The 20,017-nt window shown below is 43.8% G+C and carries 21 protein-coding genes and 3 riboswitches; of the genes, 5 read left to right on the top strand and 16 right to left on the bottom strand.

Annotated features, from left to right (window positions below; translation table 11 throughout):
* Position 1: 1 nt before the first annotated feature.
* The 7 genes from B3V56_RS00470 to B3V56_RS00440 form a co-directional block, all read right to left on the bottom strand.
* The gene (locus tag B3V56_RS00470) at positions 2-688 is read right to left on the bottom strand and encodes an electron transport complex subunit E (protein WP_289283234.1); all 687 of its coding nucleotides are present in this window, start codon (positions 686-688) and stop codon (positions 2-4) included.
* Positions 685-1,320 carry an electron transport complex subunit RsxG gene (rsxG, locus tag B3V56_RS00465; protein WP_289243409.1) on the bottom strand — a complete coding sequence of 212 codons (636 nt, stop codon included), beginning with the start codon at positions 1,318-1,320 and terminating at the stop codon, positions 685-687. Before rsxG ends, B3V56_RS00470 begins: the two co-directional genes overlap by 4 nt.
* Positions 1,320-2,351 carry an electron transport complex subunit RsxD gene (gene rsxD / locus B3V56_RS00460; RefSeq protein ID WP_289283844.1) on the bottom strand — a complete coding sequence of 344 codons (1,032 nt, stop codon included), beginning with the start codon at positions 2,349-2,351 and terminating at the stop codon, positions 1,320-1,322. The genes rsxG and rsxD overlap by 1 nt, the downstream gene beginning before the upstream one ends.
* A gap of 3 nt (positions 2,352-2,354) precedes the next feature.
* On the bottom strand, positions 2,355-3,875 hold the full coding sequence (gene rsxC, locus B3V56_RS00455; RefSeq protein WP_289283232.1) for an electron transport complex subunit RsxC: 1,521 nt from the start codon (positions 3,873-3,875) through the stop codon (positions 2,355-2,357).
* Positions 3,872-4,432 (bottom strand): electron transport complex subunit RsxB, encoded by a 561-nt coding sequence (rsxB, locus tag B3V56_RS00450; RefSeq protein WP_289283231.1) that lies wholly within the window; start codon positions 4,430-4,432, stop codon positions 3,872-3,874. Before rsxB ends, rsxC begins: the two co-directional genes overlap by 4 nt.
* Before the next feature lie 4 nt (positions 4,433-4,436).
* Positions 4,437-5,018 carry an electron transport complex subunit RsxA gene (gene rsxA / locus B3V56_RS00445; protein ID WP_040576593.1) on the bottom strand — a complete coding sequence of 194 codons (582 nt, stop codon included), beginning with the start codon at positions 5,016-5,018 and terminating at the stop codon, positions 4,437-4,439.
* Positions 5,019-5,205: 187 nt separating this feature from the next.
* Positions 5,206-6,261 carry a 3-deoxy-7-phosphoheptulonate synthase gene (locus tag B3V56_RS00440; RefSeq protein ID WP_289283843.1) on the bottom strand — a complete coding sequence of 352 codons (1,056 nt, stop codon included), beginning with the start codon at positions 6,259-6,261 and terminating at the stop codon, positions 5,206-5,208.
* A 196-nt stretch (positions 6,262-6,457) separates the two neighbouring features.
* Here B3V56_RS00440 and B3V56_RS00435 point away from each other — a divergent pair, with 196 nt between their 5' ends.
* Complete coding sequence (locus tag B3V56_RS00435) at positions 6,458-7,150, top strand: MaoC family dehydratase (protein ID WP_289283229.1); 693 nt, start codon at positions 6,458-6,460, stop codon at positions 7,148-7,150.
* 55 nt (positions 7,151-7,205) lie between these two features.
* On the opposite strand, the gene nhaD is transcribed toward B3V56_RS00435, so the two are convergent.
* The 3 genes from nhaD to B3V56_RS00420 form a co-directional block, all read right to left on the bottom strand.
* On the bottom strand, positions 7,206-8,663 hold the full coding sequence (gene nhaD / locus B3V56_RS00430) for a sodium:proton antiporter NhaD (protein ID WP_414673367.1): 1,458 nt from the start codon (positions 8,661-8,663) through the stop codon (positions 7,206-7,208).
* 68 nt (positions 8,664-8,731) lie between these two features.
* The gene (locus B3V56_RS00425) at positions 8,732-9,202 is read right to left on the bottom strand and encodes a low molecular weight protein-tyrosine-phosphatase (RefSeq protein ID WP_289282567.1); all 471 of its coding nucleotides are present in this window, start codon (positions 9,200-9,202) and stop codon (positions 8,732-8,734) included.
* Positions 9,203-9,274: 72 nt separating this feature from the next.
* Entirely contained in the window at positions 9,275-10,156 is an 882-nt protein-coding gene (locus tag B3V56_RS00420; protein ID WP_289282566.1) for a fructosamine kinase family protein, read from the bottom strand.
* Positions 10,157-10,359: 203 nt separating this feature from the next.
* Here B3V56_RS00420 and rpiA point away from each other — a divergent pair, with 203 nt between their 5' ends.
* Positions 10,360-11,040: a ribose-5-phosphate isomerase RpiA gene (rpiA, locus tag B3V56_RS00415; RefSeq protein WP_289282565.1), complete on the top strand. Its 681-nt coding sequence runs from the start codon at positions 10,360-10,362 to the stop codon at positions 11,038-11,040.
* A gap of 77 nt (positions 11,041-11,117) precedes the next feature.
* Here rpiA and B3V56_RS00410 read toward each other — a convergent pair whose 3' ends face one another.
* Positions 11,118-11,633, bottom strand: coding sequence for a peroxiredoxin (locus B3V56_RS00410; protein WP_289282564.1), 516 nt, complete (start codon positions 11,631-11,633; stop codon positions 11,118-11,120).
* A 161-nt stretch (positions 11,634-11,794) separates the two neighbouring features.
* On the opposite strand from B3V56_RS00410, the gene B3V56_RS00405 reads away from it, so the two are divergent.
* Both B3V56_RS00405 and B3V56_RS00400 read left to right on the top strand, forming a co-directional pair.
* Positions 11,795-12,802, top strand: coding sequence for a Gfo/Idh/MocA family protein (locus B3V56_RS00405; RefSeq protein ID WP_289283842.1), 1,008 nt, complete (start codon positions 11,795-11,797; stop codon positions 12,800-12,802).
* A gap of 197 nt (positions 12,803-12,999) precedes the next feature.
* Positions 13,000-13,081, top strand: a riboswitch (cyclic di-GMP riboswitch).
* A gap of 28 nt (positions 13,082-13,109) precedes the next feature.
* Positions 13,110-13,613: a hypothetical protein gene (locus B3V56_RS00400; protein ID WP_289243415.1), complete on the top strand. Its 504-nt coding sequence runs from the start codon at positions 13,110-13,112 to the stop codon at positions 13,611-13,613.
* Between the two features lie 104 nt (positions 13,614-13,717).
* Here the strand turns inward: B3V56_RS00400 and B3V56_RS00395 are convergent, their stop codons facing one another.
* A complete protein-coding gene (locus B3V56_RS00395) occupies positions 13,718-14,470 on the bottom strand; it encodes a PEP-CTERM sorting domain-containing protein (RefSeq protein WP_289282562.1) in 753 nt (250 codons plus the stop codon).
* A 25-nt stretch (positions 14,471-14,495) separates the two neighbouring features.
* Positions 14,496-14,585: riboswitch (cyclic di-GMP riboswitch) on the bottom strand.
* Between the two features lie 369 nt (positions 14,586-14,954).
* Positions 14,955-15,037, top strand: a riboswitch (cyclic di-GMP riboswitch).
* 26 nt (positions 15,038-15,063) lie between these two features.
* On the opposite strand from B3V56_RS00395, the gene B3V56_RS00390 reads away from it, so the two are divergent.
* Positions 15,064-15,582 (top strand): hypothetical protein, encoded by a 519-nt coding sequence (locus tag B3V56_RS00390; protein ID WP_286304199.1) that lies wholly within the window; start codon positions 15,064-15,066, stop codon positions 15,580-15,582.
* Positions 15,583-15,675: 93 nt separating this feature from the next.
* Here the strand turns inward: B3V56_RS00390 and B3V56_RS00385 are convergent, their stop codons facing one another.
* Genes B3V56_RS00385 through B3V56_RS00370 form a run of 4 tightly spaced genes read right to left on the bottom strand, consistent with a single transcriptional unit; the run spans position 15,676 to position 20,009 of the window.
* Positions 15,676-16,734 (bottom strand): PA0069 family radical SAM protein, encoded by a 1,059-nt coding sequence (locus tag B3V56_RS00385; RefSeq protein ID WP_289282561.1) that lies wholly within the window; start codon positions 16,732-16,734, stop codon positions 15,676-15,678.
* Complete coding sequence (locus tag B3V56_RS00380) at positions 16,734-17,453, bottom strand: SIMPL domain-containing protein (protein ID WP_286304201.1); 720 nt, start codon at positions 17,451-17,453, stop codon at positions 16,734-16,736. The genes B3V56_RS00385 and B3V56_RS00380 overlap by 1 nt, the downstream gene beginning before the upstream one ends.
* Positions 17,454-17,508: 55 nt before the next feature.
* A complete protein-coding gene (locus tag B3V56_RS00375) occupies positions 17,509-18,501 on the bottom strand; it encodes an alpha-L-glutamate ligase-like protein (RefSeq protein ID WP_289282560.1) in 993 nt (330 codons plus the stop codon).
* Complete coding sequence (locus B3V56_RS00370; protein ID WP_286304202.1) at positions 18,498-20,009, bottom strand: inactive transglutaminase family protein; 1,512 nt, start codon at positions 20,007-20,009, stop codon at positions 18,498-18,500. The genes B3V56_RS00375 and B3V56_RS00370 overlap by 4 nt, the downstream gene beginning before the upstream one ends.
* Between the last annotated feature and the right edge of the window lie 8 nt (positions 20,010-20,017).

Raw genomic sequence — 20,017 nt, 5'->3', positions numbered from 1 at the left:
CTTAGCTGCTCGTAGCGACTTCGGCTGTGGGTTCAACTTTTACTGTTTGTTGCTTACTCACTTTGGCATCAATCACATTTTTTAAGGCAACAATTAATCCCAAGCCGATAAAAGCACCCGGTGGTAACAAAGCCAACAAAAAGCCACGGTAATCATCAATAACGGTAATAGTGAAGTTTTTTGCGATATCACCAAACATCAACTCTGCCTGACTGAATAAGGTGCCTTGACCAATCAGTTCACGCATGCCGCCAAGCACAACCAGGACAGCAGTAAAGCCAATTCCCATCATTAGCCCATCCAGCAACGCTGGTCCAACTGAATTTCTAGCGGCGAAAGCCTCTGCACGGCCAATGATGGAGCAGTTGGTGACAATCAGCGGGATAAAAATACCCAAAATAATGTAGAGATCATGGAACCAGGCATTCATCGATAATTCAATAATGGTCACAATTGAGGCAATGATCATGACAAAAACGGGTAATCTTGCTTCATCAGGAATCTGGTTTCTGAGTAGCGAAATCAAACCATTTGATGCCACTAAGGTCAGGATGGTTGCTAATCCCAGTCCCAGTCCATTAATGACGGTGTTCGTTACGGCGAGGAGGGGGCATAAACCCAGAAGTTGAACAAGGGCGGGGTTATTCTTCCACAGACCATCTTTTACAATCTGATAATAAGCATTCATGATTTTTCCTCATTGATAGCAAATAATGCTTCACGATGATTTTTGAAATACTCAAGCGAGCCTTTTACCGCTCTCACCACAGCTCTTGGTGTAATGGTTGCCCCAGTAAACTGGTCAAAAGCACCACCATCTTTTTTGACCTTCCATTTGGCTGATGATGGATTTTCTAATGATAAACCTTCGAATTGTTTAATCCAGTCAGAGCGGCTGGCATCAATTTTATCACCGAGGCCTGGGGTCTCTTTGTGATTGATAACACGTACGCCTGCCAGCGTACCATCGTTATAAATCCCAACCAGCATTTTAATACGTCCCGAATAACCGTTGGGCGCGACAACGGTCAGGATGACAGCGACTGGTTGATCCTGTTTGCGAGCACGGAAAACTTGAGTGGGTTCTTCAGTACCTAAGCTTTCAGTGGCTGGCAGTAAGATGGTGTCTTGTAAAATCGCATTATCGTATTGTTCATGCGGTATCAGAATATTGATGGCATCCAATAATGCTTGACGTTCGTTTTCTTTAATTTGTTGACGTGTATTTTGTTCTGTGTACGCCACCATGGTGGTAGCGACGATAGCAAAAATGCCCAAAACCACGCCTACGCGTAAGATGTGCTTTTTTAGGTCTGCCATTATTTCGTGGCCCCGTAGACTTTAGGTTGCGTGTAATAATCGATTAGCGGTGCCAGCATGTTCATTAACAGCACAGCAAAGGCAACACCATCAGGATAGCCTCCCCATACTCGAATGATGTAGGTTAAAGCGCCTACACCAGCACCAAATACCAGACGACCTTTCACCGTTGTCGAACCTGAAACCGGATCAGTGGCAATAAAAAACGCACCTATCATCGTTCCGCCACTTGTCAGGTGGAATAGAGGTGAGCCCGTGATTTCAGGGGCAAACAAATAAGTGACACCACTCATCACAAACAATGTGCCGATCATGGCAACTGGAACATGCCAGCTAATGACGCGACGATAAAGTAAATAAAGACCACCAATGGCAAACCAGATGTTAATCCATTCCCAGCCTAAACCACCTAAACTGCCAAATAGGTTTTGATTAACGATATAGACAGGCGCAATCGATTGTCCTATCTGAGTTTTCATTGTATCGAGTGGCGTTGCCCCAGAAACAGTATCTGCAGTCCAACCAGCGCTGGTTTCACCGTAAAAAATTAATTGTAAAGCCGAATGTAAATCGAGAGATTTGTCTGTCAGCGAGTCAACAGGTAACCAGGTTGTCATTTCAAGCGGAAATGACACTAATAACAACACATATCCAACCATGGCAGGATTAAATGGGTTGTAGCCCAGACCTCCATACAAATGCTTGGCAAAAATGATGGCAAATAAAATCCCGGTGACCGTTAACCACCAAGGTGCGAGCGGCGGTATGGCGACAGCCAACAATACGGCTGTTACTGCCGCACTGCCATCGGTGATGAAAGGTTTAATCGGTCTTTTACGCAGAGTCAGCATGACTGCTTCTGCGAGCAGGGCGACGATTAATGCCAGTGTAATATTGATTAAGACCGCAGGGCCAAAGAAATAAACCATCGCGGCTACTGCAGGAATCATCGCTAAAATGACTTGCAGCATTTGCAGCGTCACGCGGTTGGTACCTGCCAGAAATGGCGGGCTCATTCGAAATATCGCCATTATTTACTCCGTTTCCTTACTATCCGCTTCGGCTGTCACGGCAGCTTTTTCTTGTTGTTCTTTTTTGGCTTTAGAGGCTGCTAAGGCTGCTTTACGCTGACGCTGACGCTCTTCTTTTTCGCGCTGTTCCCGTTCTAAACGTGCCTGACGTGTTTCGAAACGGTCGCGAGCGAGATCTGATTTCTTACGTTCACGTTCTTGGTTCATAATTTCCGTTTTAGCAAAGCGGAAATAGGAAACTAACGGAATTTTGCTTGGGCAGACATAATCACAACAACCACATTCAATACAATCGAATAAGTTGTAATCTCGAGTTTGATCAAAATCTTTAGCCCGTGAATGCCAGTAAAGTTGTTGCGGTAATAAACTGGCAGGGCAGGCACTTGCACAGTCGCCACAACGGATGCATGGCAAAGGTTCCTGTGCTGGGGCGGCATCTTCCACACCGGCGAGAATACAGTTTGCTGTTTTTGTCACAGGTAAGTTATCGCCAGACAGGTTAAAGCCCATCATGGGGCCACCAAGAATGAAGGCTTCATCAGGTTCGCGCTGAGTTTCTGCGTACGCTAATAATTCTGAGATGGGTGTGCCAAAAAGGGTTTCAAAGTTGCCTGCATGTGTCACGTCTTTTCCGGTCACCGTAACGATTCTGGAGATTAACGGTTCCCCATGAAAAATGGCACGGCCCACTGCATAGGCTGTGCCCATATTGTGACTCACAATACCCAAATCAATCGGCAAGCCATCACTTGGCACTTCTTTACCCGTCACAACCTGTATAAGTTGTTTTTCACCACCCGTTGGGTAACGAGTGGGGACAACAACCAAGCGTGTATTATGCATACCAGGACGAGAAGCAAGTGCCAACTCCATAGCTGAAATGGCTTGCGGTTTGTTATCTTCAATTGCCACAATAACTTCACGAGCCCGAAGTGCGTACTGCATGATTTCAATACCATCCAATATGCCGTCAGCACGTTCGCGCATGAGCATGTCATCACAGCTGATGTAAGGTTCACACTCAGCACCATTTAGCAAAAGTGTTTCAACAGTGTGATGAACGCCGGGGTTCAATTTGATGAAGCTTGGGAAACCCGCGCCTCCGAGGCCAACGATACCTGCATCGCGTACGATTTGACGAATTTCATGAGTCGAAAGTGAACGATAGTCTTTTACGGGTTCACGCTCAATCCAGCGATCTTCACCATCGGTTTCGATAGTGATGCACGGCGCTGTCAGACCGGATGGATGGGGAATAGGCTGCTCATTAATGGCGGCAATGGTACCTGAACTGGGGGCGTGCAGGCAGACTGAAACATGGCCATCCGCACGAGCAACTCGTTGTCCCTTAAGTACCTTATCACCCACTTCAACAATAGGAATAGCTGCACTACCAATATGTTGTTGCAGCGGTAGAATCAGCCGTTTTGCGAGTGGTGTTTTCCGTATGGGAGTTTGAGTTGACCGCTTCTTATGACCGGGCAACTTGAGTCCACCTGGAAATGAGCCTAATGTTTTTGTCATGTTCTTTCTCCACGTTCTAGCTGGACGTGAGAAGGATCTGGCCAGCGCCAGGTGTTTGGATTAGGTGCCATTTCAACCATATCAATACAATCTACCGGACAAGGTTCTAAGCAGAGTTCACAGCCTGTGCATTCATCAGCAATAACTGTGTGCATATGTTTTGCCGCACCCAGGATTGCGTCGACAGGGCAAGCCTGAATACACAAAGTGCAGCCGATACAACGTTGTTCATCGATGACTGCAAGCATTTTGGGTTTTTCAACACCGCACTCTTCATCGAGTGGTTTAGGTTCAACATCGAGCAAGTCCGCCAGTGCTTGAATGGTTGATTCGCCGCCAGGAGGGCAACGGTTTATATCAACTTCACCTGCTGCAATAGCTTCAGCGTAAGGACGGCAACCTGCAAAACTACATTGACCGCATTGTGTTTGAGGAAGAATTTTATCGATCTGATCGACGATAGGATCGCCTTCAACTTTGAACTTGACGGAAGCAAATCCTAATAGCAAACCGAGAACTAACGCCAGAAGCGTTAAAGCAATAACCGCTGTCAACATGGGCTTATCCTTTCACTAGTCCGGTGAAGCCCATAAAGGCCATTGACATCAGGCCGGCAGTAATCAGGCCGATTGCAGCACCTTGAAATGGAACAGGTACATCGGCTGCAGCAAGACGTTCACGCATGCCAGCGAAAATAATCAATACCATTGAGAAACCCAGAGCAGCACCAAAGCCATACAGTGCTGACTCAATAAAGCCATGTTTTTCTTGTACATTTAGCAGAGCAACACCCAGTACCGCACAGTTGGTAGTAATGAGGGGTAAGAAAATGCCTAATACCTGATAGAGCAGTGGACTGGTTTTGTGAACGACCATTTCTGTGAATTGCACAACTACAGCAATTACAAAGATGAAACTGATAGTGCGAAGAAACTCAATACCAAAAGGGGCCAGCAAATATTCATTGATCAAATAACTGCTGATAGAAGACAGCGTTAAGACAAAGGTGGTCGCCAGAGCCATCCCCATGGCTGTTTCCAATTTACGAGACACACCCATAAAAGGGCACAGCCCCAGGAATTTGACCAAGACAATGTTATTGACCAGTATCGTACTTATAAGTATGAGGGCATAATCTGCCATTTAATAACCTACTGATTTTCTCAGGAATTAGTTGTCATTTCAGCACGGAATCAATTCTGCTGTAAACGGTAATCAGTAATTATAGCTTAAAAAGCATTAATATCGAAGCTGTTAGAGTGATATTAATGCTTTATTTGTGAGCTACTTATCCGTTATCTGGAGACGGAGGATTTGACGTCAGTGATGTTTATTTTTGTCGGCGTTGCTGTACAGCTTCAGCCAGTTCTCTTAATAAATTTTCAGTATTGTCCCAGGCCATACAAGCATCGGTAATACTTTGACCATAAACTAACTCTTTTCCAGACTCTGCATTCTGACGACCAGCAATCAGGTTACTTTCCAACATGAGGCCGATAATACGATTTTCACCTGTCGCAATCTGGGCTGCGACTTCGCGACAAACGGTTTCTTGCTGGATGTGGTTTTTTCCACTATTGGCGTGGCTGCAATCAATCATGATTCTGACATCTTGACCGGAACGGGTTATAACGTCTGCCGCAGAATTGATGCTGTCACTATCAAAGTTGGGCTCACGTCCACCACGTAAGATGATGTGACAATCAGGGTTGCCCGTGGTGGAGAAAATAGCCGAGCGTCCTGCTTTAGTCAAAGACATGAAATGATGAGGTTTAGAGGCTGACAGACATGCATCGACAGCGATTTGAACGCCTCCATCTGTTGCGTTTTTGAAGCCAACAGGACAGGATAAACCTGAAGCCAGTTCACGGTGCGCTTGACTCTCTGTTGTTCTGGCGCCGATTGCTCCCCAAGACACCAGATCTGCAATATATTGTGGACTGATTAAGTCCAGGTATTCAGTAGCAGAAGGCACGCCCATTTCAGCCAAATCAAGCAGTAGTTTACGGGCAATGTGTAGTCCATCATTGATTTTAAAGCTGCCGTCCAGATAGGGATCGTTGATTAATCCTTTCCAGCCAACCACAGACCGTGGTTTTTCAAAGTACACCCGCATAATAATTTGCAAATCATCTTGAAGTTCTTCAATTAATGGTTGCAGTCTTGTGGCATACTCTCGAGCAGCAAGAGGATCATGAATAGAACACGGACCTACAATAACTGTTAAGCGATCATCGCGTTTATGCAGAATATCCTGCGTCGCTTTCCGCGCATTAAAAACCGTTTCAGATGCTTGATCAGTAATCGGCAATTCTTCATGAAGTTGCGCCGGGGGGATGACTTCTTGAATCCCCGTGATTCGTAGGTCGTCTGTGCTATAGAGCATGGTGTGTCTGTTATCGATATGGAAACAGAAGATTGTAACCGCTGAGGGCTTTTTGTGCTATCTCAAGCGTGTAACAAATCAGAATGTGATCTGCCCAACGACACGTCACATGCTATGGCACACTATATGCACAAAAACTAATGACTAGGGAATAAGTCAAAAATTCGGCGTTCAAGTTTGAAAAAAAGGATCAACTATGCGGCTGGTAGAGTCATTTAAACAGGGCCAAGAGAAGCTCGAATCGATCAACTCAGAAATAAAAAGTCGCGTAGAGACTACCCTGAGAAGCTGGCCTGAGACGATCAATAAAAAAGTCTCTGATATTCGCAATTTTTCTCTGCCATGGACGCAATATTTTCACTTTTTCCATGACAGTGAAGAAACCATTGCTCACGAATCAGAACCTGTTATAAAACTCAGTGATAAGTTTGCTGCTTTACATCAACGCATTGCAGCTGATCTAGGCGTTGAAAATTTCGTGGGGGAGTGGTTCTTGGTGGATCAAGCCTGTATTGATCAATTTGCTCAAGCAACCGGCGATCATCAGTGGATTCACACCGATCCTGTCAAAGCTGAAAATGAGTCTCCATTTAAAACAACCATTGCACATGGGTTTTTGACACTGTCTCTGATTCCAAAATTAACGGATACAGTTAACCCCGAAAAGAATGATTATCCTGAAGCCAGAATGTTGGTGAATTACGGGATGAATAAAGTCGTTTTTCCTGCGCCGGTGAGGGTTGGAAAACGTATTCGTGCTCGGACTCGGATTATTGCTGTAACACCGCTTAGAAGAGGGCTTGAATTAGTTCGTGAAGTGACAATTGAGGTGGAAAACAGCAAACGACCCGCCTGTGTCGCGGAAATGTTATTACGCTTATATGACTGATAAAAAAGGCGGTTTTATGACCGCCTTTTTTATTGAGAAGATGTGTTTTGTTTTATTAAAACATGGCACTATTCAGCCAGAGATGAACATAGATGCTGGCTGCATAACCAAGGGCAATCGCCCAGATCCATTTGATGTGTGAGAAGAAAGTGTAAATGCCTCGCGCTTGCCCCATCACAGCGACACCCGCTGCTGAGCCAATCGATAGTAAAGAACCACCGACACCCGCTGTCAGCGTGACTAATAACCATTGTCCCTGGCTCATGTCCGGATTCATTGAAAGCACAGCAAACATCACAGGAATATTATCGACAATGGCTGACACAATACCGACTAGAATGTTAGCGGTTGTTGGGCCCAAGTCTCCGTACATCAGCTGCGAACCCAGGTTGAGATAACCAATGGTGCCAAGTCCACCTACACACAAAATAATGCCGTAGAAAAACATCAATGTGTCCCATTCTGCACGCTCAACCTGTTGAAATATATTGAACGGTTTGCGTCGATCTAATCCTTCAACTTTAACCCCTGGTAATCCTTCTTCATCAGATGTTGTGTTGATAAATGTTTTTTTATCACGCATTTTTAAGGTGTAACCGTAGAGCTTTAATAAGCCTAGTCCAGTCATCATGCCAATGACAGGTGGTAAATGCAGGAAATTATGGGCAGACACAGCCATGGCGATAGTGACTAAAAATAAGCCAACCACAACAAAAGCGCCTTCTTTGAGTTCTGCTTGGTCTGAGTTTGCTTGGGGTTGTCCATTCTTAATGGCTACTGACATTAAAAGTGCAGGAACAAACCAGTTCACAACAGATGGAACAAACAATTTAAAGAATTCTTGAAATTCTACGACCCCTTTTTGCCACACCATCAATGTGGTGATGTCGCCAAATGGACTAAACGCACCACCTGCGTTTGCGGCAACAACAATATTAATACACGCCAGAGACACAAACTTGACATTCGTGCCGCCAACCGCCATTACAACGGTGGCCATCAATAATGCCGTGGTTAAGTTATCCGCTACGGGGGATATAAAGAAGGCGAATAACCCTGTGATCCAAAAAATACTGCGCAGCGAAAAGCCTTTATTGATTAACCAGGCTCGTAGACTATTGAATACGCCTCGTTCTCCCATAGTGTTGATATAAGTCATCGCCGCTAGTAAGAACAAAAGCAACTCACCATACTCTTCTAGGTTGTGTCGAATCATCAGCCCTGCAGTGTGGTGATATTCAGAGTCTGGTTGTTGTGCATAAATGAGTGCAATCAAGCCCCATATCACGCCAGCCGCGACCATGACAGGCTTAGACTTGCGCATATGGATTTCTTCTTCAAGAATAACCAAAGCATAGGCCACCACAAACAACAAGATTGAGACATAACCGACCCAATGAGTGGTTAAATCCAGTAATTTCGCATTTTCTGCAGCCATGGCGGGGTAAGGCTGAGCTAACAGAGCGGCGAAACTAAACAGGAGCCATGGGCGTCCCTGAAGAATTGATTTCACGACAATATTCCTTATGAATGACGAGACCGGGCAATAATACGCCGGAATTTAAGCTGAACAAATAGATATCAGTTAACGACGCTATCATGAAATCCTTTAGAGGCGTCTGCAACAAGATCAAACACATGATTAAAGCCATTTTGCCCACCGTAATAGGGATCCGGTACATCGCTTTCTTCACGTTGCGGCGCATAGTCCAGAAACATTTTGACTTTGTGTTTGTATGCATCAGGACAAGCGTTGATTAAAATTTCGTAATTACTGGTATCCATTGCCAGTATGTAATCAAACTCTTCAAAATCAGCTTGGCTGAATTTACGGGCACGGATGTAAGATAAATCGATACCACGCTGTTTTGCGGTCTGTTGAGCACGGCTATCAGGTTCTTCGCCAACGTGATAAGCATGGGTGCCAGCAGAATCAATGAGGAAACGTTCGCGTGTGCCCATATCTTCGGTTAATTTGGTAAACACACCCTCAGCTGTAGGTGAACGACAAATATTGCCCATGCAGACAAACAGTACTTTTATTTGATTCATTGTTGATTTCTTTTATTTCACTATTAACTATAAAAATGAGATTAAATCTATTAACACCAATATAATCAGCCGTTATATTTCTGAAAGCAATTGGTCAATCATTGACTCAGCCTGACCCATATAACCACCCCCGAATAAGTTAAGATGATTGAGAATATGGTAAAGGTTATATAAGGTTTTGCGCGTTGAATAGCCTGAATCTACAGGATAGATAGCATTGTAAGCGGCAAAAAAGTCTCGGCCAAATCCACCGAATAGCTCTGTCATCGCTAAATCCGTTTCACGATCGCCGTAATAACAGGCAGGGTCATAAATAACGGGCTGCCCGTTTTCATCTGCTGCCGCATTCCCCCCCCATAAATCTCCGTGTAGTAGGGATGGGTGGGGCTGATGGTTTTCGAGCAGTTTATCCAGCTCATCCATCAGTTTTTCTCCTCTGGACTGTAACCGACCAGAATAACCATTTTGTGCAGCAAACTTGAGTTGCTGCCCAAGGCGTTGCTCTCGCCAGAATGTCAGCCAGTCGTGTGTTTGGTCATTGATTTGAGGGGTACTGCCTATAGTGTTATCCATCTGCCAACCAAAATAGGGTTGCTTGACTTTATGCATGTGCGCTAACTGTTCCCCTAACGCAATATTGCTATTACCTCTTAAGCCTTTGAGAGAAATATATTCCAACACTAAATAGCTGTGTTCATGAGTGGTCCCTTGGCATATGACGCTGGGAACGCGCACACTTTTTGTGGCCGCCATTTCTTGTAGGCCAAGCGCTTCCGCTTCGAACATCAAAGACAAAGAAGGTTGGTTGAGTTTTATGAAATAAGTGAGTTGGTTAGTCTTCAGTTGATAGGCGCTATTGATACAACCGCCACCAATGCTGCTCAATTGGTATGGCTGAAGACTCTGGTGGATAGTTGATTCGATATGTTCAACAATGGAGTCAAGTTGTGCCATTATTTTTCCTTAATGTGATTTGAGAAAAACGAGTAAAGTGTTGCCGTTAAGGATATGAGCTATAGAGAAAGGCATCAAGTTTCTGCTTTGTATTTGGGCACGGAATTTACCGAAGAACCATCAACCACAAGGATTGTCCGTTTTTTTATACGTGCTGGCTATGTAAGCTGATGATTATTTATGATGGCATAAGGAGTTTGTCTATGGCTATTAATCCTAAACAAAGAGTGGCACTGCATGCCGCAAATCTGGTTGAGCAGAATATGGTAGTTGGCTTAGGAACCGGTTCGACAGCTAACTTTTTCATTGAGGCGCTGGCTAAGCGTTGTAAAACCGAAAAATTAAATATTCAAACTGTCAGTAGCTCTGCTATCAGTGCAGTCAAAGCACGTGAGGCGGGTTTACCTGTCGTATCGATAGCGGATCTTGATTCACTGGATATCTATGTTGATGGCGCAGATGAGGTCACGCCGGATCTCACCTTATTGAAAGGGCGCGGTCAGGATTTGGTGAATGAAAAGTTATTGGCCTCTGCGGCTGATCAGTTCTTTGTATTAGTAGATGAATCAAAACTGGTTGAGCATATTGGAGATAGTTTTCCTATTCCAGTTGAAGTGATGCCGCAAGCATGGCGTTTAGTGTTAACCCAGCTGAAACATCAGGGCGGAGAAGGGCAGCTCAGGCTAAATGCATCAGGTGATAATGTTGCTGTCACGGCAAGTGGTAGTCTGGTGCTGGATATGCAGTTTAAGGATATGGATAGTCTAGAATTGACGATGATTTTAGATACGATTCCCGGCATTGTTGAGCACGGAATTTTTAGTGATATCGCCTCCGCTATTTTTATTGGTGGAGAAAGCGAAGTAGAAGAACACTGGCGTTAAAACTATTTTTCATTGGCGTGATGACATGATGGTACATGGAGGAGTTGAGCTCCCCCATGTCCTCAGAGTTTAAGAAATTAGCCTTTTTTGAGTTCTTCCAGAATGGTTTCTGCTTTGGATTTACCAAACTCACCTGAGCCTTCAACACCAATATATGTCACTTCGCCATCTTTCAGGATGCAGGCAAAACGATAGCAGCGTACGCCCATGCCACCTGCCGTTAAGTCACGGTCTAAGCCCATAGCCTTGGTCAGTTCAGCACTACCATCAGCCATCATTCTAACTTTACCTTCATTGTTGACTTGTCTGCCCCATGCTCCCATGACAAAGGCATCATTAACGGCCATACACCAGATTCCATCTGCCCCTGCTGCTTTGATGTCATCTGCCAGTCGTATAAAACCGGGTAAATGCTCCTCAGAGCAAAGCGGAGTAAATGCACCAGGCACACCAAAAAGAACGATGGTTTTGCCTTCTGTGAGTGATTGCACATTTTGTGGTTGAGGGTTAACAGGGCAGCCACTGCTGGCTGAAAAGTCTACACATTCTGAGAGTGTCGCCGCGGGAATTTTCTGTCCAACTTTGATTGTCATACTTGCTCCTTAATCCATTATTTTTATTTACAGGTTAACTAGCATAAGACAATCGCTATGAGATAAAAACACTATGAAACATGAGGTTTTATGAGTTTGGAATTGTGAAGGTGAGTCGATATGATGTTAGTGACTTACTCGAATCAAAAGGATATAAACACATGGCTGAAAAACAATTACGCTGGGGAATTTTAGGTGCTGCTCGTGTAAACGAAAAATTACTGCCCGCTATTGTTGAAGCAGCTAATGCGAAATTGCTCGCCATTGCTAGTCGTCGTCCTGGTGCTGCAGCAGAAGTTTTGCAAAAACTAGCGCCAGATCAAACTGAGGTAGAGACTTTGGACGATCCTGAAGCACTGCTTTCTCACTCTCAGATCGATGCTATCTATTTACCCATGTCGAATGAAGAGCATGCGGAATGGGCTTTGAAAGCCATAAACCACGGTAAACACGTGTTGATTGAAAAACCGATGGCACTAACGGTGGCGGATATTGATGCGATTGAAGCAGCTGCGAAAGCAAACAATGTCACGGTGATGGAGGGCTTTATGTATATCTTTCATCCCCAACATGATTATGTAAAACAGTTGATTGATGATGGCAAGATTGGTGATGTTCGCACGGTGAAAACGGCGTTTGCCTTTCCAATGAAACCCGCTCGACTGTATAGGATCAATCGCGATATCAACGATGGTGGTGGCGCCATGTGGGATATTGGTCCTTATGCTATTCATACAGCAAGACTATGGTTTGATAGCGAGCCTGTTGCAGCCATGGCGATGGCCAAGCTCAATGACAGTGGAGCGGATGTCAGCTTGAGTGGTGTATTTGATTTTACGGATGGTAAGTTTGCTCATTTTGAAATGAGTTTTGAGCATGCCAGACGCAGCGAGTATGAAATCATCGGGACTAAAGGCGGTATTAAATGTCATACCGTTTGGCAACCGGAAACGGAAGAGGCCACAATTAGCTGGTGGAATGATGAGGAAGAGCAAAACGTCTCTATTCCAAAGGCCAATCATTTCAATCTGGAAATAGAGCACTTCTCTGAGTGCATACTGCAAAATAAGGCTCCCAAACTCACGATGACAGATGCAAGAAATAATTGTGCTGCTATTTGTGCTGCTCTGGCTTCAGTCCGACAATCAAAGAAAGTTGATATTGATTGAAAGTCAGCAACACTGATAGTCATAATTGATACAAACAAACGGATCTTTAAGTAGAAAAGCTGAAATGCGCACCCTTTAACTTGAGATCTATCAATGTTAGGGTAGAAGCAACAACAAACTATTTGTTGTTGGTACCCGTTAAGAAGGTATTGATTTACATTCATAGCGGGTATGTTCGGCTCAACACGTTCGTGATGGGCTGTCATAGCCAAACTCGTCGCGAGGCGAGGACGGAAAGCTACAGATCTTGATGAAGAACGAGATGGCTGGGCTGCATTGCTTTGTAACAAATCAAGGAGTTTATGATATGAAACAAGCGATGCTATTTGCAATTGCTTTATTTGCCACAGTGTCAGCTAATGCTGCGACACTCACCATCAATCCAACAGGGTCAACTAATGCCACTCAGACCACCTCAGTAGATACAGGAAGCACGGTGTTAGGTAGTGGTACCGTCACTAACGGTGACGAGCCATGGAGTTCAACTTACGATGTGACTACAACAGAAGATACCTCTACCATTATTGAGTGGTCATTTAATCCTGTAGCTGCGCTGACAGAAGCCACCATTTCTTTTGATAATGGGGTTGATCCAGTTCAGTTGTTTGATATTTCAGGTGATTTCAGGTTTACAGGTTTGATTTACGCAGGCACAGTTGCCTCTGTTAATTTGCTGAATGGTAATCGAAACGTCTTTAAATATGACGTATCACTGCAATCAGTTTCTGAAGTCCCTGTTCCTGCAGCATTTTTTCTTTTAGCCCCAGCCCTGTTAGGGTTCCTTGGTCTACGTAGAAAAAACGTGCTCTAGCTCGGGAAATTTAAACTTTTCTGAGACACTTCAATTATCTGACAAGATATTGAGTATTGTGAAAAAGCCGTGGTACAGGACCACGGCTTTTTTATTGCTGGATATTATTTCGCTTTACGGCGCAGGCCGATAAATCCTAATAGAGCAGGAGCAAACATTAATAATGCACCAGGAACAGGAACTGCAGATGGTACATCAACTTCTTCAATTCCAGCATAAAGCACACTTTGCTGGCTGTAGTTATAAAAACCGAAAGACCCATTACTGAATGCACCAGTAATACTTAACTCTTTTATACCATTGACAAAGACTTCAACTAAAGAGGATGTAAAGGTAATATCAAAGTCATATGTTGTATTATCTAGCCAACCTGTATCGCCCAAGTTAGTTGCACGGGCTAATTCGGTCACATTTTTGCTTGGATCATGAGACCAAGCACCAGAGTTATCACCCAATACGTCCCTGACCTGTGAGATGGCCAGTCCTTTTTGACCAGCACCGTAATAGGTTTGATCTCCTTGTTTCCAGTCGATGAGTAAATAATCAGCAGATGAGTTGGTTAGATCGTTATTGTTATAACCCAAGACAAACCCGATATAATCATCATCAGCAGTCGTCTTTACTGTTATCTGACCTGATAATGCCGTGCCCTGGCTATTTTTATTGTTGTGAAAGACGGTTGGAGTACCGTTGATTCCTTGTTGAACAGCATTATTACCCGACTGTAATACCCAGTTACCGTTACCATTTGCCTTCCATGAAGACAAATCAACGGGCTGAGGTGCAGCCATAGCTGTTGTGGATATTGCTCCAAGAATGAAGCCACCCAAGAGAAGGTTTTGTAACATTTTTTTCATGCCATTTTCCTTATTCGCAAAGTGAAAATGCAACTCAGCCATCTCATTTTTATCAGTAGAATTGAGACCTGTAGCTTTCCGTGCTTGGCTCACACCAAGGTTGGCTTTGAAATTGAGCGCTGGGTTTTACCAGCAAGGAAATTCTAACCCAACCAGACGCGATAGAAAATAACGTGTTTTGTATTTTCTTTACAAAAGTTAACTTTTGTAAAGTGACATGCGTTCGCTGCTATCTAGCGATAACGCAATGAAGCTGATAATGCAACTCCATATTCCCGGTGTATAGAAAGTCTCATTGTTAATTCTTGCAATAATTCACAACCAGTTCACAGTTTTTTTGTGATCATTATCACGCGATCAAGCAAATGCTGTGCGTTACATCCCAGATTTAACTAACTGGTATGGTTCTGAAATTCAGTGATTTGTACCATCGAATCATCTGAAATAGTTCAGATGGTCACATCATTAGTTATTTGTGATGTGTTTTTTATAAAGCCAAACTCGTCGTGAGACGGGGTCGGAAAGCCACGGATCTCTAATGTAATTGGAGATGGCCGGGTTGCATTGCTTCATAGATTAAATAGGAATTTATTATGAAAAAAGCGATGCTATTTGCTGTAGCTCTTTTGTTTTCGGTTGGTGTTAATGCCGCTACGTTAAATTTGACTGGAATTGGTTCATCAGGTGCTTCTCAAAGCGTTGATGTAAACAACAACAGTACAGTTTTAGCAGGTGGTACTGTAGGTGAATCAAGCAGTTGGTCTTCAGGCTTCGATTTAACCTCAGACACTGATACTGCAGTAAAGGTTGAATGGTCATTTAACCCATTTACTGCTCTTGATAGTGCAGTACTTGTATTCAGTGAAATCACAGGTCCATCAGGTGGTTACACTGGTAGTACACAGTACTTCAACATCACTGGCGACTTTAGCTTTACAGCATTTTTAACTGCTGGTGTGTACTACGCTGTTGATATTATCGACGCTACATCTAGTATTTTGAAATATGATGTATCAGTATCTGCAGTACCTGTACCAGCTGCATTATTTTTATTCGCACCAGCCTTATTAGGATTATTGGGCATGCGTAGAAAAACTGCAGTAGCAGCATAAAACTTGAAATCAAAAATCAAGTTAACAATTGTTAGTTAGATTGAAAGGGGAACTTCGGTTCCCCTTTTTTATGTCTAATAAAGATGCTCTTTTCTAAAACAAATCCATTTGCTTTGATGGTTTGTGAAATAAGTCGGTTCGTAGAACCAATGAAGATTGGTTTATGGGGTATTTTTTTACCGCTACGTTGAATCGTTTTTTGATCATATCCGCATAGAACCCCTGACCTTCAAGTCTAAAACCAAATCGTGGGTCATTGGTTTTGCCATTCCTGGAATCTTTAATGCGATTCATAACATGTTCAGCCTTATCTGGATAATGACTGTGTAACCAATCATTGAAGAGGGGGCTGACTTCTCTTGGTAATCTCACAAAAATATAGTCAATATTGCTAGCGCCTGCTTTTGCAGAAGCATCAATAATCGCTTCTAACTCTGTATCTGTAAGAACAGGAATGACAGGGGCAATCAGAACAGAAACAGGGATGCCATTACCCTTTAATATGCTAATCGTTTGCAGGCGTCTTTGTGCACTGCTGGCTCTTGGCTCAAGTTTTCTGGCAAGTGTTTTATCCAAGGTCGTGATAGACAATTGCACATGTACCAGTTGTTTTTCTGCAAGTTGTTTAAGTATGTCGATATCACGTTCTATCATAGATGACTTTGTGACAATATTAACTGGATGGCTAAATTCCAGCATCACCTTGAGTATCTGTCGTGTGAGTTTATGATCACGTTCTATTGGCTGATAAGGATCAGTGTTAGCGCCAAGAGATAGTATTGAGCACTGGTAATTCTTTGCCATTAACTCATGCCGAAGTAAGTCAGCAGCATTGGGTTTGACCGTGAGTTTTGTTTCAAAATCCAAGCCTGGAGACAATCCCAGATAAGCGTGGGTAGGTCTGGCGTAACAATAAATGCAGCCATGCTCACAGCCACGGTAAGGGTTAATCGTTTGCTGAAATGGTAGATCAGGTGATTGGTTTCGACTGATAATTTTACGAGGTGTTTCTTCACTTACCTCTGTCGAAAGAGGACTGACTTCACTATGAAACCAGCCATCATCAACCTCAGTGCGTTGAAACTCATTAAAACGACCATCGATGTTATTTACTGAGCCACGGCCCTTGTGTCGTTTATTGTGTTCTGACATTAATCAGATAAGTAATACTCTATGGTAGAAACAACGCGTACCTTTTTTATTTGTGGATTATTGTTGTCGCGTGAACTGATGCTGAATTGGCCTTGGCGCGCCTTACGAATTTTACCCAAGGTGCTGTCTGAGTCTTGAGCAAATTTTTCTGCTACTTCACGGGCTTTACGTGTCGCTTCTTCAATCATCTGAGGCTTAATTGAATTAAGACGTGTAAATAAATACTCTGGTTGAGCCGCGTAATTATTGCCTGTTAACACAATGCCTTGCTTGCCAAGTTCAGAGAGTTGCCCCATCACTTCTCTGACGGTGTCAATGGCCTCTGAATATACAGTAACGGTCTGTACAGCCGTATATCGAAATTCAGCACGTTGATTGCCACCATATTGCTGTGCAGATTTGTCGGTGATGGCTGGCGCGCTGATGGTGACATCATCACGTTTTATACCTTGTTGGGTCAGAAACGAAATAATGGTGTTGGTATTGCTATCAACATCATTGTATAAGCCTTGTAAATTATTACTTGCCAGAGTGAACTGGATTGGCCAGATGACGATATCTGCAGTGAACTCTTGTTCAGCTAGCCCTTTTACTGTAACTGTTCGTTCGTATTCTTTATATTCGATTGCAGCATTAGATAGAAACCAACCCAGGGTACTAAGACCGAGAAATAAAGCGACACCAAGAATCAGACTACTGCTTTTATTGACCGATGACATAAGTCTCTCCTATAGCAAACGCATGAATGTCCCAGCAGTGTAAAACAATTGTTGATTATGATCGACGTGAAAAATGCTCTTTTGAAAACGCGATACGTTGTTCAAGCGTCATTTTCTTCACATTGGTTAAAGATTCAATTTTCTTGAGCCGTGGCAGTAAACCCACACCATTAGCCACTTGTATACTCAAACCAGGACGGGCGTTTAGTTCAAGTAGCATAGGGCCTTTTTTACTATCCAAAACGATATCAGTACCTAAATAACCCAGGCCCGACATTTCATAACAGGATGCAGCCAGGTGCAGTAATTGATCCCAATGTGGCACCTGAAGATCAAGCAGGTTTCTACCTGTGTCAGGATGCAGCATAACGGGGCGGTCAAATTGAACAGCACGCACCGCACTACCATTACCAATATCCAAACCCACACCGACGGCACCCTGATGAAGGTTCGCCTTACCGTTAGAGTCAGATGTGGATAAGCGCATCATTGCCATCACAGGAAAACCTTTGAAGACAATCACCCGTGTGTCAGGTACACCTTCAAATGTATATCCATTAAAGCAATCATCGAACTGAATCAGCGCTTCAATGATGGCGACATCAGTTCGACCACCCAGCGAAAATAGGCCCGCCAGGATATTAGAAACATGTCGCTCAAGATCAGCGAGCTTAAGAATTTGCCCATTTGCTTTGTGGTACCCGAAATCATCTGACCCCGTCACCACCAAAATACCTTTACCACCTGAACCATGTGCCGGTTTAATACAAAAACCTGCAGTATTTTTAATAATATCAAGCAGGTCATCGACCTGGTGTTGTTCAGTGATAGTGCCTATCAGGTCTGGCGCATTAACCCCCGCTTCCAGAACGATTTCTTTTGTTTGTAATTTATCATCAACAAGCGGGTAGAGACGTCTTGGGTTGTAACGGCTTATGTAAGCAATATTTCGTTCGTTCATACCAAGCACACCAATCTTGGCTAGCTTGTTTGGGTGAACGTACCGAGACTTGACCTCTTTCAGCCAATTCAGCACATTCAGGCTCATAGGTGATCCTCGGTTAAAGGTTTAAAGCGTTTTAATTCGAGCAAGCGATAACCGGTGTAATTACCTGCCATCAATACCAGTCCCATTAAAATCAGCTGGATGCCGAGGAAATTGAAGGTCAAATGACGAATTAATTCGTTATTCATTGCTAAGTAGGCTAGTACAGCTACTAACAGAGAGCCACCACCTTGAATAACTACCTGATGTGGACCTTCTTCTTCCCATAAAACTGACATCCGTTCAATGGTCCATGCCAGAATGATCATCGGAAAGAACGTCACTTTCATACCTTCTGTTAAACCAAGCTTATAGGCAAGAATGGAGAATATTGCAATGATACCTATCACCATGATGATAACCGCGGATATTCGGGCGACGAGCAGCAGGTTGAGATAGGAAAGATAAGAGCGAATCAACAAGCCTGTACCCACGATGAGTAAGAAACCGACTAAGCCCGTTACCAAGCTTGTTTGAATGAAGGCCAAGGCAATCAAAACCGGCATAAACGTACCGGATGTCTTTAAGCCCACCAGAATTCGCATTAAGACCACCACTAAAACACCAACAGGTATTAATAAAATACCTTTAAATAGTGCTTGTTCCTCAAGTGGTAGAGTGTAGAGTGAAAAATTTATCAAAGCTTCATCAGCAAACTTCTGATTCAAAGCGACACCAAACGGGAGCTCTTGCTGAATCATAGAGAAAGTAACGTGTGAATTGGTTCCGCCAATCAGTTCAAGAACGGGTCCTGAATGATATTCCCAGAGTAAGACATTTTCAGGCCTGCCTTGCTCACCTGTTTCCGGGTTGAACAATTGATAGTCACTGTCATCAAATACCTGAATATAGGTGACTAACTCTTGTCTGCGACGACCGTCTTCAAGAAATAGTGCATGTACTTGGCGAGCAGGTACACCAGCTTGTTGCAGTAATTGAACAATCCACTGCGTTTGCGGTTTCAACTGAGCTAAGAGTTCAGCGTTTTGTGATTGATTTTTAAACTCCTGAATCAATTCTCTAGCAAGAGTGTATGGCGTGGAGGAACGCTCTTGTGCTCGATCAAGGAGTTGATTAGCGGATGTCGCGTAAGGCTCTTTTTCTATGCTGACTTTTAACGCCGGTGGCTGGCTGGGTTCTGGCGGAACAGCGTAAGGGTCTAACAACATATCCACTTTGTAATAGAGGGCTTGTTCGCCTGTAGCTTGCCGGATTGACCATTCGGCGCGCTGACCGCCGTTTTCACGTTTAGTGTAAGACAAACCATAGCCCGGGCTGGCAGTTTGTTGGCTCAGTTGCGTAAAGCCGGGTTGTGTTCCAGGTATGGCAAGTGATGCCAGCACTTCTTTATCTTGTGCATCAAACTCAACCTTGGCTTCGATAGACCAGGTTTGACGCTGCTCCCCCGGAAGCCAAGGAATATCAAAGGTGTAATGTCTATGTAATGTTAATCCCAGGCCTGTGACAATCAGTAAGCCCACTATCAAATAAAACGCTTTACGAGATGTCATGGCCTGGT

The sequence above is a fragment of the Methylophaga sp. UBA2513 genome (assembly GCF_002341285.1).
Taxonomy (GTDB): Bacteria; Pseudomonadota; Gammaproteobacteria; order Nitrosococcales; family Methylophagaceae; genus Methylophaga; species Methylophaga marina.
Note: the sequence above shows the minus strand (reverse complement) of the source record. Positions and strands in the feature narration are given on the sequence as shown.